This is a genomic window from Leucobacter rhizosphaerae, assembly GCF_022919175.1.
Lineage (GTDB): Bacteria > Actinomycetota > Actinomycetes > Actinomycetales > Microbacteriaceae > Leucobacter > Leucobacter rhizosphaerae.
On record NZ_CP095043.1, the window covers coordinates 868460 to 883483 of the forward strand.

A 15024-nucleotide genomic window follows, 5' to 3' on the forward strand; every position below is an offset into this window, starting at 1 on the left:
GGCCGTACCCCGAGGGTACCCCGCGCTGAGGTGCCGGGCCAGCCTAGGCCGAGTGCGCGCGGTAGAGGTCGAGCAGCGCCGGAACCCCGCCGGCGTCGAAGCGCCGCAGCTGCTCCGCCGCGGGATCACCGGTGCTCCGCCGCCGGGCGACGTACTCCGCCACCAGGCCGAGGTCGCCCGCGGTAGCGAGCTCGTGCTGCACGTGCTCCACGAGTGCCGAGACGGCGTCGTGCGCCGGGACGGGGTCTCCCGAGAACGGATGCACGAGATCCGACCCCAGACCGTTGCGCGCCGCCTGCCAGTGCGCGCCCGTCACGAGGTCGCGGTGCGGATCGCGACGGGGGTCCCCGCGCTCGGCCTCCGCGATGCAGCGCGACACCAGCGCGCGCACGATCATCGCGAACGCGACGGTGTCACCCGGGTCCAGCTGCGCGTCGGCCGTGCGCAGCTCGACGGTCGGATAGTGGTCCGACAGCCGGACCGACCAGTTGACGACGCCCGTGTCGACGAGGATCCCGCTCCGGACGAACTCGCCCACCACGGCCTCGTAGTCGTCGCCGTCGGCGAACGCCGGCGGGTAGCCGGCCGTGGGCCACTGCATCGTCGTGAGGTAGCGCCAGCTCGCGAACCCCGTGCGCTCGCCCCGGGCGATCGGCGAGTTCGCGGTGAGCGCGACCAGCACCGGCGACCACCGGGCCATCCGCGCCATGACCTCAACGCCGATGTCGCGGGAGGGCACTTCGACGTGCACATGCGTCCCCGTGGAGTAGTAGCGGGCGGTGAGGTCGCCCATGGCGCGGGAGATCGCCTGGTAGCGCGGCTTCGACGTCACCGTCCCCGGGACCTCGCTGCCGACGGGCGGCAGCCCCGTGCCCGCGAGCACCACCCCCAGATCGGCGCCCGCTCGCGAGGCCGCCGACCGGAACGTACGAAGGGTCTCCTCGGCCTCCGCGGCGCGCGTGCACACCGGGGTCGCGGTTTCGAGCTGGCTCTCGAAGTACTCGAGCTCCGCCTGCAGCCCCGGCAGCGCGGCGATGAGCGGCACCACGACGTCGCGGGGTCGGCCCGTCTCGGCGTCGAGCAGCAGATACTCCTCTTCGACGCCGAAGCGGCGCGCGGGCGTTCGCTGGGAGACCACGTGCTACCTGCCCTTCGTGCGCGGACCTCCATAGTGGCACGACCGACCGGCCGCACGCGATGTCACGCGCTGAAAAGCACGGATCATGACGGTGCGGGGCCTGGTGATCGCGCGGCGCCTGGTTCCCTCGCGGCGGGGCGCTCCCGCACGGTGTTCGATCACCGAACGGTGTTGCGGAGGATCCCGATCCCCTCGATCTCGACCTCGACGACGTCACCCGCGTCGAGCGTGCCGACTCCCGCCGGGGTGCCCGTGAGGATCACGTCGCCCGGCAGCAGTGTGAAGGCCTGCGAGGCGTGCGCCACGATCTTCGACAGGCTGTGGATCAGCTGCGATGTGCGGCCGTCCTGACGCACCTCGCCGTTCACGCGGGTCACGAGGCGGGCATCGCTGAGGTCGGGGTCGGTCTCGATCACGGGCCCGAGCGGGCAGAACGTGTCGAAGCCCTTGCCCCGGGTCCACTGCCCGTCCGCGATCTGGATGTCGCGCGCCGTCACATCGTTCGCGCAGGTGAAGCCGAAGACGTACGAGAGCGCCTCCTGTTCGGAGACGTCCTTCGCGAGGGCACCGATGACCAGCGCGAGCTCCCCCTCGTACTCCACGCGCTCCGAGATCGACGGGCGCACGATGGTGTCGCCCGGCCCGATCACCGAGGTGTTCGGCTTCAAGAAGAGCAGGGGCTCGGTCGGAGCTTCCGCTCCCATCCCGGTGACCCCGCTCATCTCGGCGACGTGGTCGGCGTAGTTCTTGCCGACGCACACCACCTTGGAGCGCGGGATCACGGGCGCGAGCAGGCGTACGTCCTCGAACCGGAACCGGCGGCCCGTCGTGTCGTAGCCGGCCACGAGCGGGTCCCCCGTGAGCTCCACGAGCTCCACGCCCGTGCCCTCCTGCGCGGCGTCGACCACCCCGTAGGAGATCTCGCCGTCTACCTCGAAACGCGCGATCTTCACGGGGTTACGCCTCCACCAGCACGTCGATCCAGCCGTGCGGATCCTCGCGGGTGCCGAACTGGATGCCCGTCAGCTCCTCGCGGAGCGACAGGGTGATCGGGCCGGGTGCGGCGTCGCCGAAGTCGATCGTGAAGTCGGCGGTCTTGAGCTCGCGGATCGGGGTGATCACGGCCGCGGTGCCGCAGGCGAACGCCTCCGTGATGGTGCCTTCCTCGACCCCGGCGCGCCACTCGCGCACGGTCACGTCCCGCTCCTCCACCGCGAGTCCACGGTCCTTCGCGAGCTGGATGAGGCTCTTGCGGGTGATCCCGTTCAGGATGTTGCCGTTGAGCCGCGGGGTCACCAGCGTGCCGTCGGCGCGGACCAGGAACAGGTTCATGCCGCCGAGCTCGTCGATCGTGTCGTCCGTCGCCGAATCGGTGAACAGCACCTGCTGGCAGCCGTGCGCCGCGGCCTCGCTCTGCGGCAGCAGCGACGCCGCGTAGTTGCCGCCGCACTTCGCGGCGCCGGTTCCGCCGCGACCCGCGCGGGAGTGCGTCTCGGAGAGCCAGATCGAGACGGGCTTCACGCCGCCCGTGAAGTACGGCCCGGCCGGGCTCGCGATGACGAGGAAGCGGGCGCGCTCGGCCGCCCGCACGCCGAGGAAGCTCTCATCGGCGATCATGAAGGGGCGCAGGTACAGGCTCTGGTCGGCACCGCTCGGCACCCAGTCGGCGTCGATCTCGACGAGCTCGCGCACCGCGGCCACGAACAGTTCGACCGGGATCTCCGGCAGGGAGAGGCGGCGCGCGGACTCGTTCAGGCGGCGGGCGTTCTCCTCGGGCCGGAAGGCGACGAGGGCGCCGTCGGCGTGACGATACGCCTTCATGCCCTCGAAGATCTCCTGGCCGTAGTGCAGCACTGAGGAGGCGGGGTCCATCGGGATCGGGCCGTAGGGCAGGACCTCGGGCGTCTGCCACCCGTCGGCCTTGGTCCAGACGATCGAGACCATGTGATCGGTGAAGTAGTTGCCGAACCCGGGGTCGGCGAGGATCGCCTCGCGCTCGGCCGGGGAACGGCGATCTGCGGTGGTGCGGGTAAATGCGAGTTCGGTCATGACAGCACTTTCGGTGTCGGAGTGCTCGCGCGGGGCGCGGGCGAAGGAGGGAGAATCAGGAGCGGGACAGCTCCGCGAGGATCGCGTCGCCGACCTGAGCGGTGGCGCGGGGCGCGGAGCCGCGGGTGGCGAGGTCGGCCCGGACGGCGTCGCGGATGCGGCTGGCCTCGGCGCCGAGGCCGAGGTGATCGAGCATGATGGCCGCGGACAGGATCGCCGCGGTCGGGTCCGCCTTCTGCTGCCCGGCGATGTCGGGAGCGGAGCCGTGGACGGGCTCGAACATGCTCGGGAACGTGCCGTCGGGGTTGATGTTCCCCGAGGCCGCGAGTCCGATGCCGCCGCCGATGGCGCCGGCCAGGTCGGTGAGGATGTCACCGAAGAGGTTGTCCGTGACGATCACATCGAAGCGCGATGGGTCCTGGACCATAAAAATGGTGGCAGCGTCGACGTGCATGTAGTCGACCTCGATCTGCGGGTACTCGGCGGCGACGGCCTGCACGACACGCTGCCAGATCGCCCCGGCGTGCACCAGCACGTTCGTCTTGTGCACCCAGGTGAGCTTCTGGCGCGGGCGGGCCGCGGCGGTCTCGAACGCGTAGCGCACGACCCGCTCGACCCCGAACGCGGTGTTCACCGAGACCTCGGTGGCGACCTCGTGGGGCGTGCCGCCGCGCAGGGTGCCGCCGTTGCCCGCGTACGGGCCCTCGGTGCCCTCGCGCACGACGAGGAAGTCGACGTGACCGGGATCCCGCAGCGTCGACGTGACACCCGGGAACAGGGTGCACGGGCGGAGATTCGCGTAGTGCTCGAAGTCGAAGCGGAGCTTCAGGAGCAGCCCGCGCTCGATGTTCGCGTCGCGCAGCCGGGGGTCGCCCGGGACCCCTCCGATCGCCCCGAAGAGGATCGCGTCGTGCTCGGCGATCGCGGCCTGCTCGGCCTCGGGAAGCGTCTCCCCCGTCGCGAGGTAGCGCTCGGCGCCGAGCGAGAACTCGGTGCGATCGAGCACCACGTCACCACCGGCGAGCACCGCGTCGAGGACCCGATTGGCTTCCGCGATCACTTCCGGGCCGATGCCATCGCCGGGAATGACTGCGAGCTTGATGGTGCGGGTCACTGAACGCTCCTCCGTGTGTGCCTGAATCACTCCAGCATACTGGTGGCTCTGCGGAGTTCGAGCGTCTCGCCCCGCCGCTGAGATCTGCGTTCGCGCTGAGCGATTCGATCCATCCGGTCAGCAGGATTGCGGATCTCTGCATCACTGCTCGTCTGTGCCGTGCTGGGCCCCGGGACGACGAGGTGCACTCGTGCGAGCCCGCGCAGTGCGGGGCCCCAGAAACCACGAAAGCCCCACCCGAAGGTGAGGCTTTCGATCCGGTGACCCCAGCGGGATTCGAACCCGCGTTACCGCCGTGAGAGGGCAGCGTACTAGGCCGCTATACGATGGGGCCGGAGTTGATTCTGGCGCTGGGATTCTCACCCCGCCGCCGTAGCAACTCATCTATCTTGGCACACGTCTCGCAATCGCGCAAAACCGGGCCGGCACCGACGGCGCGTCACCAGTGCTGGCGGGGTTCTCGGCGGTGTCGCACGGGCTCACGAGGCGAGCCGCACCCGGGCCCAGAGCAGCACCCCCGCGAGCACCGCGGCACTCGTGATGAGCGCGGCGACCGGCACGCCCCCGGCCGCGATCCCGAGCGCCCACACGACGGCGAGCAGGGCCCCGAGCAGCGCGGCGGCGATGGAGCCGTCGAGGGTCCAGAGCAGCACGTTGATCCCGGAAGCGTCGCCGACGGGCGTCGGCACGGGTGCGAGCAGCCGCATCGGGATCGTGCCCTTCAGCGAGGACAGCACCCGGAGCGCGAGCGCGGTGCCCACCAGCGCCCCGGCGGAGACCGGTGCGACCGCCGTGGGCGCGGCACCCCAGCCGGAGACGACCAGCGCGCCTCCCCCGAGAGCCGCCGCCAGCAGGCCGAGCAGGAGCGGCAGCTGCAGGTGCCGCAGCAGGAGCCCCTGCGGAGTCGCGGGGAGCAGCCCGGGCGATCCGGCGCCATCGGCCGCGGTCGCGAGCCCTCGGCACCAGGGCTGCAGCGCGGCGTACGCGAGGAGCACAGCGACGGCGCCGAGCGTGCCGACCACCAGGAGATCGGGGTCCGTACCGGCCGCGGCTCCGGCCCCGCCACCGACGGCGATCCCCCAGATCGCGGCCGCCGCCGTCACCCCGATGAGGGCGAGCAGACTCCGCGCCGGCGTCCGGATCACCCCGAGCAGATCGCGAGAGAGGAGCGTCAGGGTCAGGTGCGCCGTCGGTCGCACGCGCAGTCGTCGCCCGACGCGCACGGGTGCCCCGAGCCGCGCGAGGGCGGCCTTCGGGTCGCCCGACATCGCCGAGATGCCGATTGCGTCCCAGCGCGCGGCCTGCTCGCGCAACGCCTCCCACCGCAGCCGTGCGGCCATGCGCGGCGCGAGCATCGCGAGGATCATGGCGACGACGGCGAGCAGACCGGCGAGCAGCAGCACCGGGGCAGAGCGCCCCGGATCCGCCGCGGCGAACACCAGACCGGCGACCCACGACCACGGATCGACCGGCCCCGCGAGCCCGCCTCCATCGGCGTCGCCGACCCACCCCGCGAGCTGCAGCGCGGCGAGCCCCGCGAGCGCCCCGGCGACGCCCCAGCGCACCCCGCGGCCCACCTGGCCGAGCAGCATCCCGAACGCCGCGAGCACCCCGAGGCCCGCACCCCCGAGCAGCAGCGCGACAGCGAGGGCCGGGTCGAGGTCGGCGCGCAGCAGACGCGTCGCGACGACGATCCCGGCCACGAACATCCCGAGCCCCGCCCCGAGCGCCAGCGCACGTGCGACCGGGGCTGCGAGAAGCCGGCGACGCGGGATCGCGGAGGTGTGGAGCAGGTCGAGCTGCGGCAGCCCGGTCCGCGCGGGCCCGCCCTGCGCCCCGGCGAGCACGCACAGCGCGGTGAGGCCGGTGAGCACCGCGGCGAGCGCTTCGCTCGGGGTCGTCCCCGGCACGGGTAGCGCCTCGAGCATCCACAGCACGAGCCCCCGCACGAGCGGCGCCCCGACGATGATGACGAGCATCACCGCGAGGTAGATCCGGTACGACACCTCCGAGGCATCGGCCCGGTCGCGCCGCCCTCGCAGCACCGCCCGCACGGCGCGCAGCTCAGGCGACGCCAACGACCACCTCCGCGTCGGCGACCCGCGCGACGAGTTCGGGGTCGTGCGTCGCGAACGCCACGGCGACCCCCTGCGCGCGCGCCCGCTCGATCGCCTTGGCGACGAGCCCGCGGCGATCGGGATCGAGCCGCTGCTCGGGTTCGTCGAGCAGCAGCACCGAGGCGGGCCGCGCGAACGTCACGGCAAGCGAAACCAACTGCCGCTGCCCGCTGGAGAGCTCGTGCGGGAACCGCGTGCGGAGCCCCTCGAGCCCGAAGTGATCGATCGCGCCGGAACCGAACCCCGGCGCCGCGATCGCGGCGCGCTCCAGCGGCTCCGACCGCGATCCCGACCGTGCCCCCGACCACGCGGCCTCGATCAGTGCCAGCTGGTCCTGGATCGTGAGGTCCGGGTACAGCGTGGGCGGTTCGATGAGCGCCGCGACGGCGGCACGGTGATCGGCTCGGCGCTCGTCAAGTGCGTCGCCCGCCAGCCGCACGGATCCCGCGGTCGGACGGAGACGTCCGCTCAGCACCCGCAGCAGCGTGGTCTTGCCCGCACCGTTCTGCCCGCGCACCGCCACGCAGGTCCCGGCGGCCAGCGCGAGGGTCGTCGGGGCGAGCAGTTCGGCACCGTCGAGCTCGACCGCGACGCCGTCCGCGACCAGCAGCCCCGAGTTCCCGGGCGCAGGGGTCCCGGTCATTCGAGCTCCCGAGCGAGCCCCTCGATCACTTCCACCCGGGGCAGCCCGGCGAGCACCGCGCCGGGAAGGCTGATCTTCGCGCCGCGGATCCCGGCCCCGATGATCGCGTCGGGCACCAGGGGGACGCGCTCGTCGACGAGCACCCGCCAGTCCTCCGGCAGGCCGACGGGGGTGATCCCGCCGTACTCCATGCCGGTGAGCGCCGTCGCCTCGTCCATCGGGGCGAAGCTCACCTTGCGGGCGCCGAGGAGCTTGCGCACCGCCCCGTTCACGTCGGCCCGGGTCGTGGCGAGCACGACGCACGCGGCGTAGCTCACGACATCGCCGCGCTTGCCGGCGACCACGATGCAGTTGGCGGAGGCGTCCGGGGCGACGCCGTAGGCCTCGCAGAACGCGGCCGTGTCAGCGAGGTCCGCGTCGATCGGAGCCACGCGGATTGCCGCGGCATCCGCGGCCGGCATCGACGCGATCGCGTCGCGCACGGGCGCGGCGAGCAGTTCGGTGGCCTCCAGGGCCGGTCGCAGGTCCAGGCTCACAGCATCCACGGGCACCAGTACTCCTCCTCCGAGCGGCGGGCGGATCCCGCACTCACCGACAGCCTAGCGAGCCGGCCGTCGGAGGAGGTCCAGCAGGATCAGCGCGACGACCGCACCGATGAGCGTGCCGACGACGAGCCCCGGGGTGAGCGGCCGGGCGAGCAGCACGATCGCGCCGGCGCCCGCGGCGACGGCGATCCGGATCACCCGCTGGAACCGCTCGATCCACGCCCCGAACGCGCCTGTGCCGACCCCGTACCGGTCGCCGATCGTCCGCAGCCGATCCGCGCCCGCGCTCGTCATCGCCCGGAGCCGCGTCGGCAGCGGTGCGGGTCCCGTGCCCCAGCCGACAATCACGAGCAGCACCGCCACCGTGAACACCGCCGCGGACGTCTGCGAGAGCGGCGAGAGGATGGCCGAGAGGATCGCCGTGGCGGCATCGGCGGGCAGCGGCGTCACGGCCGGAACGACCTGCGCGGCGATCGCGAACCCCACGAGCAGCACGCCCATCGCGATGGCGAGACCGATCGCGGCTCCCATCAGCGCCCGCCGTCGCCGCCGTGCAACGATCACTCCGGCGGCGAGCAGCGCGAGCGCGATCCAGGGCAGCCACGGCCCGATCACGGTCGCCGCACCGTACCCCGCCTGGGCCCCGGTGAGCGAGACGTCCTCGGCGATCGGCAGCACCACGTCGACCGCCGGGATGCTCGCTGCGATCCCGAGCCCCTGTGCGACGAGCGCCTCCTGCACCGTGCCGATCACCGGCCCGAGCTGCAGGCCGAGCGAGCCGTCGGGAGCAATGGCCAGCGCGGCCCCCGGCTCGCCGCGCAGCGTCTGGTTGAGCTGCGAGTGGCTGAGGGTCAGCACCTCCCGCCACCCCGTGGAGAACGCTTCCGACGCCACGACGGACTCCACCGTCGAGCGCACGAGACCCGAGAGGCCGAGGTTGATCGGCGTCTCGAGCGCCCGCGCCGCGGAGACGGCCGTGCCCGGCGCCCCCAGATCCTCGATGCCGTCGATCAGTGCGGCGGTGAGAGCGGGAAGATCCACCTCCCGCTCGATGATCCCGACGGCTTCCGCGGTGACGAAGCGCTGCACGGCCGGGTCGTCGGCGAGCGGCGCGAACACCCCCACGAAGCGGTCGGTGTCGGTCAGCAGGCCGTGCGCCCACGCCCCCACCGTGGCGACCGGTGCGAGCACGGCGCCGAGCACGATGAGCAACGCGGAGACCACGGCCCGCCAGCGGCGCCCGGTCGTCGCGGCGCGCGGCGGGTCGAGTCGGTCGCGGAGCTCGGCGTTCTCCCGTTCCATCCGGTCGAGCCTGGCCTGCAGGTCCGCAGCAGACCCGGCGGCAGACCCAGCGGCAGATCCCGCGGTCACGCCTGCGCCGACCCGAGCAGCTTGCGCGCAGCGCGGCGCTTCAGCCACTTGTCGATGACAAAGGCCATGAACAGCCACCCGCCGAGCGCGGTCACGAACCACACGATGATCGGCGCGAGGATCCACGCCTGCAGCCCGTGAATGGAGATGCCACCCGGGAACAGCGTCGCGACCCAGAGCGCGAGCAGCGTCGCGATCAGACCGACACCCCCGGCGAGCGGCGCCGCGTAGCGCTGCGCGAGATTCAGGACGAACGGGCCGAGGATCGCGTGCGCGATCGTGAACACCGCGATCGCGACGAGGAATCCGCTCACGCTCACCTCGACCCCGGGCAGGCTCAGGTGCACGATGATCAGCGCGATCGCCGCGAGGACGAGCTGGGACAGAACTTGGAACAGCAGCCGCACGGCAGCCCCCTCACGGTGTCGCGGGCACCCTCCGCTGGGGCCCCTGCGCTCAGGCTACTGCACGGGGCGGGCTAGGCGGCAGGATCCGACGCGTGCGGACGTGCCCACTTCGCCGGGCGATTGGGGCCGTCCCACACCTGGATGATCCCCCAGCCCACGGCTGCGATCGGCACCGCGAGCACCGCGCCGAGGATGCCGCTGAGCACCGTGCCGATGGTCAGAGCGAGCAGGATGACGAGCGCGTGCAGCTTGAGCGCCCGACCCATGAGCACCGGCTGCAGCAGGTTGCCCTCGAGCTGGTTCACGAGCACCACGACACCCACGACGAGCACCGCGCTCAGCGGGCCGTTCGCGACGAGGGCGACGAGCGCGGCGAGGATGCCCGCCACCGTCGCACCGACGAGCGGGATGAACGCGAGCACGAACACGAGCACGGCGAGCGGGAGCGCCAGCGGCACCTGGAGGATCAGCAGGCCGATCCCGATGCCGACCGCGTCGACGGCGGCCACGGCGGCCGTGCCGCGGATGTACGACCCGAGGGTGGCGACCGTCTTGTCGCCGGCGCGACGTGCACGCGCCAGCCCCTCGCCGGTGAAGGGGCGGAGCATGAAGCGCCAGATCGTGGGCCCGTCCTTCAGGAAGAAGAACAGCACCACGACCATCAGCACGAGCCCGGTCACGAAGCTGGTGATCGCCCCCACCCCGGCGAGCGCACCGGAGCCGAACTGCGAGCTGGTCAGGAAGTCGACGACCGTGTCCTGCCACTCCGCGATCTGCTCAGCGTCGGGCGCGAACGGCAGCGTCTTGACCCAGTCGATGACCTGGGCGAAGCCGTCCTGCGCCTGCGACGAGAGGTCTTCCCACTGATCGCGCACCGCCCACACGATCAGCCAGCCGATCCCCGTCAGGATCACGACGATCCCGAGCAGCACGGCGACCGTCGCGAGCGCCGGCGGCACGTTGCGCGCCCGGAGCCAGGACATGACCGGCGCGAACGTGCTCGCGAGGATCAGGGCGAGCAGGATCGGGATCACGACCGTGCTCAGCGTGCGCATGCCCCACACGACGCCCGCGGTGAGGATCAGGACGATGATGATCTGCAGCGAGCGGGAAGCGAGCACGCCGAACCCGTCGCCCCAGGTGCGCCGCAGGCGGGAGGCCTCGGGTGCGGCGACCGCCTGCGCGACGGACCCCTCTCGCCGAGCCTCCCCCTGCGCGGCCTCGAGCACCTCACGTCGTACGCGTCGTCCGAACCACATCGTGATCTCCCATCCGAGTCGATTCGAACAGCCTATGCCCTGAGACGTCTGGGCCAGGGGCAGCAACGCTCGATGGGCGCGCCGCGCGCGCCGACCGAACCCGTGCGCTACGGCTTGACGGCGCGCGAGGCGATGAAACCCCGGAGTTCGACCTCGTCGTCCGCCATCTCGGTGACGTGCTGCGGCAGGTCGAGCAGGTCCGCGAGGTGCTCCGGCATGCCGAGCCGCTCGCCGGTCGCCTCGAAGACGATGTCGGGGAACTTCTCGGGCTTCGCGGTTTCGAGCACGAGCATCGGGATGCCCGGCTCCACGAACTCCCGGGCGACCTTCACGCCGTCGGCGGTGTGGGGGTCGATGAGCACGCCGCTCGTCGCGAACACGGAGCGGATCGTCGCGACCCGGTCGGCGTGGGTGCTCGTGCCGCTCTGGATCCCGAACTCCTCGATGAACCGCGGCAGCTCGGCGATGAGGTTGATGCGGCCGGTCTCGTCGAGCTCGTGCCAGGCGGCGGAGAGCCGCTCGGGATCGCGACCGAGCAGATCGAAGATGAAGCGCTCGAGGTTCGATGCCTTCGAAATGTCCATCGAGGGGCTGGAGGTCGCGAACGTCTCGGCGGCCCCGCGCGGCGCGTAGGTGCCGGTGCGGAAGAACTGGTCGAGCACGTTGTTCTCGTTCGCCGCGAGCACGAGGTGCCGGATCGGCAGGCCCATGGCGCGCGCCAGGTGACCCGAGAGGATGTTGCCGAAGTTGCCCGACGGGACCGTGAACGAGACCTCGAACCCGGCGCGCTCCCCGACGGGCACGGCATCGGTCTGCCGGAGCCAGGCCCAGAAGTAGTAGACCATCTGCGCGCTGATGCGCCCGAGATTGATCGAGTTCACGGTGCCGAGGAAGTTCTGGCGCTTGAAGGCGAGGTCGCCCGAGAGCGCCTTCACGAGGTTCTGGCAGTCGTCGAACACACCCTCGACGGCGATGTTGTGGATGTTGTCGTCGGTGAGCGAGTACATCTGCGCGCGCTGGAAGTCGCTCATGCGCCCCTGCGGGGAGAGCATGAACACGGCGACGCCGTCCTTGCCGCGCAGCGCGTACTCGGCGGCCGATCCCGTGTCACCCGACGTGGCCCCGATGATGTTCAGGGTGCGGTCGCTGCGCGCGAGCACGTACTCGAGCGCCTGCCCCAGGAACTGCATGGCCATGTCCTTGAACGCGAGCGTGGGGCCCTCCGAGAGCCCGACGAGCGAGATCTGCCCGATCGGGCTGGCCCCCTCGAGCGGAGTGAGCGGCACGATCTGCTCGCTCACGAACTTCTCGCGACTGTAGGCGGCACGGCACAGCTCGTCGAGGTCCTCCCGCGGGATATCGGTCGCGTACCGGCTCAGGATCTCCGCCGCGAGCTGCGGGTAGTCGAGGCCTCGCCACCCCTCGATCTCCTCCATCGTCACCTGGGGCACCGTTTCCGGCACCACCAGCCCGCCGTCGGTCGCGAGTCCCTCCAGGAGAATCGCGCTGTACGGTGCGGCATCCATGCCGCCGCGGGTCGAGATGTACTTCACCGAGTGCTCTCCTTCGATTGTGAACGTGCGTCCATTCTCGCAGGTTCGGCTGGGCGTCGTGGGACGCCCGAGCTCCGTGCGCCGTGTGGAAGCGGAACTGCACCTCAGTGCGGCGTCGGATCTCTCCCGGGCGCGAGCGGGTCACCAGCTGACGGGGAGTGCTTTTCCTTCTTCGTACCCCGCGGCGGACTGCAGGCCGACGTGCGCGCGGATATGGAATTCCTGCAGCGTGCCCGCACCGGCGTACGTGAACGACGAACGGAGCCCCGAGGTGATCATGTCGATCAGATCCTCGACGCTCGGACGCTGCGGATCCAGGTAGATCTTCGACGACGAGATGCCCTCGGCGAAGAGCTCCTTCCGCGCGCGCTCGAAGGCGTCGAGCGCGCCGAAGCGCCCCTGCACGGCCTTCGTGGAGGCCATGCCCCACGACTCCTTGTACTGCCGGCCGTCGGCGTCGGCACGGAGCTCGCCCGGTGACTCGGCGGTGCCGGCGAACCAAGAGCCGATCATCACGGACGAGGCTCCCGCGGCGAGTGCGAGCGCCACGTCGCGGGGGTAGCGGACCCCGCCGTCGGCCCACACGTGCGCGCCCAGCTCGCGGGCCGCCTGCGCGGTCTCGAGCACGGCGGAGAACTGCGGGCGGCCGACCGCCGTCATCATGCGGGTGGTGCACATGGCGCCCGGGCCGACGCCCACCTTCAGGATCGTCGCGCCCGCGGACACGAGGTCGGTGACCCCGTCGGCGGTCACGATGTTGCCGGCGACGATCGGCAGGCCGAGTGACAGGTCGGATACGGTGCGCAGGGCGCGGAGCATGCCCTCCTGGTGGCCGTGCGCCGTGTCGACGACGAGCACGTCGGCGCCCGCGGCGGCGAGGGCCCGGACCTTGGCCGCGACGTCGCCGTTGATGCCGACCGCCGCTGCGACCACCAAGCGCCCATCGGCGTCGAGCGCGGGGGCGTAGATCGAGCGTCGCAGGGCGGAGCGGCGGGAGAGGGTGCCGACCAGGATCCCGCCTTCAACGACGCACACCGCCTCGGCGTCCTGCCCGTCGAGTGCGGCCGCCACGAGGTCGAAGGCCGCGCGCGGGTCGCCGAGCTCCGACGCGTCGACGACCGGAGCGCTTCCGCGGACCAGGTCGCCGAGGCGGGCGTCCGCCGGCACTGCGGCGAGCCGGGTCGCCGAGAGCACGCCGCGGACGTCACGCGCGGCGATGCCGGACGCGGCCGCGTCGGCGACCACGACGCTCTGCCCCTCGGCACGCGGAATCAACCGGAGCGCCTCCGCGGCGGTGGCGGACGGTGCGAGCACGAGCGGAGCGTCGAAGGCGACGGGTTGCGCCTTCACCCAGCGCACCGCGCGTTCCATGTCGGCCATCGCCAGATCCTGCGGCAGCACGGCGAGACCGCCGCGACGCGCGAGCACCGCGGCGAGCCGCGGTCCGGTGACCGAGTTCATATTCGAGGCGACGAGCGGCAGCGTCGCGGCGGTGCCGTCCCCTGGCGCGAGCGCGACGTCGAGGCGGCTCCGGATCGCGGAGTGCCGCGGCACCAGGAAGACGTCGGAATAGGTCAGATCGACGGTGGGCATCGCCCCGATAAACTCCATGCCCCCACGCTACCGCGACGGGATCGGCGGCACATGGGTGCGCGGGAACGGTGGCGCCCGAACACCGTTTCACTAGGATGGTTGTGGCCGGGTCCGAGTGAGGCCTTGGCGACAGTCCCCCAGCAACGGATCGGAACGCAGCCATGTCAGACACGCAGAACCCGGGCGATCAGGTTCCGGATCAGCCGGCACCCACCCCCGACGCCCCCGCTCCGGCGGCGAACCCCGCGGACGCCCAGCCCACGACCCCGCTGACGCCGCCCCCGCACCGCAGGCGCCGCAGGGCATGCAGCCCCCGCAGGGGATGCAGCCGCCGCAGGGCATGCAGCCGCCGCAGGGCGTCCAGCCCCCGCAGAGCGTCCAGTCGCCGCAGGCTCCGCAGGTGGTTCAGCCGCCGCAGGCACCTCAGGCCCCCTACGTCGCGCCGACCGCGCAGCAGCCGGGAACCCCCGGTGTCGGCCAGCCGCCGCTCCCCCCGGTCCCGCCGCAGCAGCCCGGATACGGCGGCTACCCGGGCGCGCAGCAGCCGGTCGTGACGCAGCCCAAGGGCCTTGCGATCGCGGCCCTCATCGTCGGTATCGCCAGCCTCGTGTTCTGCTGGATCCCGTTCATCGGCATCCTCGGCGGCATCGCCGCGGTGATCCTCGGCATCATCGCGCTCAAGAAGGCGCAGTCCAAGGGCATGTCCATCACCGGCCTCATCACCGGTGCGCTCGCGGTGATCGCCGCCGGCATCATCCTGATCGTCACCGTGATCTTCTTCGGCGCACTCGCCGCGAGCGGCGACCAGGCGGTCCGTGAGCTCGAGCAGCTGTCCGAGGAGCTCGAGAGCTCGACGCCGGCCGTGCCCGACACCACGGAGGCCCCCTCCGAGAGCTCCGACTCCGGCGCAGTGGGATCGGGCGAGCTGTCACCCGAGTTCTGCACCGCGCTCGACGGGCTCGTGACCGCCAGCACCGGGTCGAGCACCGCATCGGCGGAGATCCCGCCCGAGCTGCTCGAGGCCTACCGCCAGATCTCGGTGATCCCGAGCCCGAACCAAGCCGTCTATCAGCAGTTTTACGAGTTCATGAAGGACCCGGTCGCCGCAGCGAGCGACCCGGCCTTCTCGGACTCGCTCGAGGGCTTCACCGACGCGATCTTCGACGACACGATGGCCTGCCTGTAACCGTTCCACCACGCACGGTGCGGCCTGGGGCCTCGCGCTCCGGCCGCAC

At 72.0% G+C, this 15024-nt stretch carries 13 protein-coding genes and 1 tRNA gene; 1 reads left to right on the forward strand and 13 read right to left on the reverse strand.

Annotation, left to right across the window (positions count from 1 at the left end; translation table 11 throughout):
- Positions 1 to 43: 43 nt before the first annotated feature.
- The 13 genes from MUN76_RS04015 to guaB1 form a co-directional block, all read right to left on the reverse strand.
- Positions 44 to 1138, reverse strand: a complete 1095-nt coding sequence (locus MUN76_RS04015; RefSeq protein ID WP_244687363.1) for a carboxylate-amine ligase — start codon at positions 1136 to 1138, stop codon at positions 44 to 46.
- A 158-nt stretch (positions 1139 to 1296) separates the two neighbouring features.
- Positions 1297 to 2091, reverse strand: coding sequence for a fumarylacetoacetate hydrolase family protein (locus MUN76_RS04020; RefSeq protein WP_244687365.1), 795 nt, complete (start codon positions 2089 to 2091; stop codon positions 1297 to 1299).
- Between the two features lie 4 nt (positions 2092 to 2095).
- Positions 2096 to 3187: a branched-chain amino acid aminotransferase gene (locus MUN76_RS04025; RefSeq protein ID WP_244687367.1), complete on the reverse strand. Its 1092-nt coding sequence runs from the start codon at positions 3185 to 3187 to the stop codon at positions 2096 to 2098.
- 55 nt (positions 3188 to 3242) lie between these two features.
- On the reverse strand, positions 3243 to 4301 hold the full coding sequence (locus MUN76_RS04030; RefSeq protein ID WP_244687368.1) for a 3-isopropylmalate dehydrogenase: 1059 nt from the start codon (positions 4299 to 4301) through the stop codon (positions 3243 to 3245).
- 261 nt (positions 4302 to 4562) lie between these two features.
- Positions 4563 to 4635 (reverse strand) — tRNA-Glu (locus MUN76_RS04035).
- A 145-nt stretch (positions 4636 to 4780) separates the two neighbouring features.
- Positions 4781 to 6379: a hypothetical protein gene (locus MUN76_RS04040; RefSeq protein ID WP_244687370.1), complete on the reverse strand. Its 1599-nt coding sequence runs from the start codon at positions 6377 to 6379 to the stop codon at positions 4781 to 4783.
- On the reverse strand, positions 6366 to 7061 hold the full coding sequence (locus tag MUN76_RS04045) for an ABC transporter ATP-binding protein (protein WP_244687372.1): 696 nt from the start codon (positions 7059 to 7061) through the stop codon (positions 6366 to 6368). Before MUN76_RS04045 ends, MUN76_RS04040 begins: the two co-directional genes overlap by 14 nt.
- Positions 7058 to 7612 (reverse strand): YbaK/EbsC family protein, encoded by a 555-nt coding sequence (locus MUN76_RS04050; protein WP_244687374.1) that lies wholly within the window; start codon positions 7610 to 7612, stop codon positions 7058 to 7060. The genes MUN76_RS04045 and MUN76_RS04050 overlap by 4 nt, the downstream gene beginning before the upstream one ends.
- Positions 7613 to 7660: 48 nt before the next feature.
- A complete protein-coding gene (locus tag MUN76_RS04055) occupies positions 7661 to 8908 on the reverse strand; it encodes a hypothetical protein (protein WP_244687376.1) in 1248 nt (415 codons plus the stop codon).
- A 65-nt stretch (positions 8909 to 8973) separates the two neighbouring features.
- A complete protein-coding gene (locus tag MUN76_RS04060; protein WP_244687378.1) occupies positions 8974 to 9384 on the reverse strand; it encodes a phage holin family protein in 411 nt (136 codons plus the stop codon).
- A gap of 71 nt (positions 9385 to 9455) precedes the next feature.
- Positions 9456 to 10643, reverse strand: coding sequence for an AI-2E family transporter (locus MUN76_RS04065; protein WP_244687380.1), 1188 nt, complete (start codon positions 10641 to 10643; stop codon positions 9456 to 9458).
- Positions 10644 to 10750: 107 nt separating this feature from the next.
- Positions 10751 to 12196, reverse strand: a complete 1446-nt coding sequence (gene thrC / locus MUN76_RS04070) for a threonine synthase (RefSeq protein ID WP_244687382.1) — start codon at positions 12194 to 12196, stop codon at positions 10751 to 10753.
- Between the two features lie 141 nt (positions 12197 to 12337).
- Positions 12338 to 13807, reverse strand: coding sequence for a GMP reductase (gene guaB1, locus MUN76_RS04075; protein WP_244687383.1), 1470 nt, complete (start codon positions 13805 to 13807; stop codon positions 12338 to 12340).
- A gap of 286 nt (positions 13808 to 14093) precedes the next feature.
- On the opposite strand from guaB1, the gene MUN76_RS04080 reads away from it, so the two are divergent.
- Positions 14094 to 14975, forward strand: a complete 882-nt coding sequence (locus tag MUN76_RS04080) for a DUF4190 domain-containing protein (protein ID WP_244687385.1) — start codon at positions 14094 to 14096, stop codon at positions 14973 to 14975.
- Positions 14976 to 15024: the final 49 nt, after the last annotated feature.

What these genes read in the sequence shown, in the direction of transcription:
- guaB1 (WP_244687383.1), bottom strand. Translation starts at nt 13,807, where the DNA reads ATGGAGTTTATCGGGGCGATGCCCACCGTCGATCTGACCTATTCCGAC.
- MUN76_RS04080 (WP_244687385.1), top strand. Translation starts at nt 14,094, where the DNA reads ATGCAGCCCCCGCAGGGGATGCAGCCGCCGCAGGGCATGCAGCCGCCG.
- MUN76_RS04025 (WP_244687367.1), bottom strand. Translation starts at nt 3,187, where the DNA reads ATGACCGAACTCGCATTTACCCGCACCACCGCAGATCGCCGTTCCCCG.
- MUN76_RS04055 (WP_244687376.1), bottom strand. Translation starts at nt 8,908, where the DNA reads ATGGAACGGGAGAACGCCGAGCTCCGCGACCGACTCGACCCGCCGCGC.
- MUN76_RS04065 (WP_244687380.1), bottom strand. Translation starts at nt 10,643, where the DNA reads ATGTGGTTCGGACGACGCGTACGACGTGAGGTGCTCGAGGCCGCGCAG.
- MUN76_RS04045 (WP_244687372.1), bottom strand. Translation starts at nt 7,061, where the DNA reads ATGACCGGGACCCCTGCGCCCGGGAACTCGGGGCTGCTGGTCGCGGAC.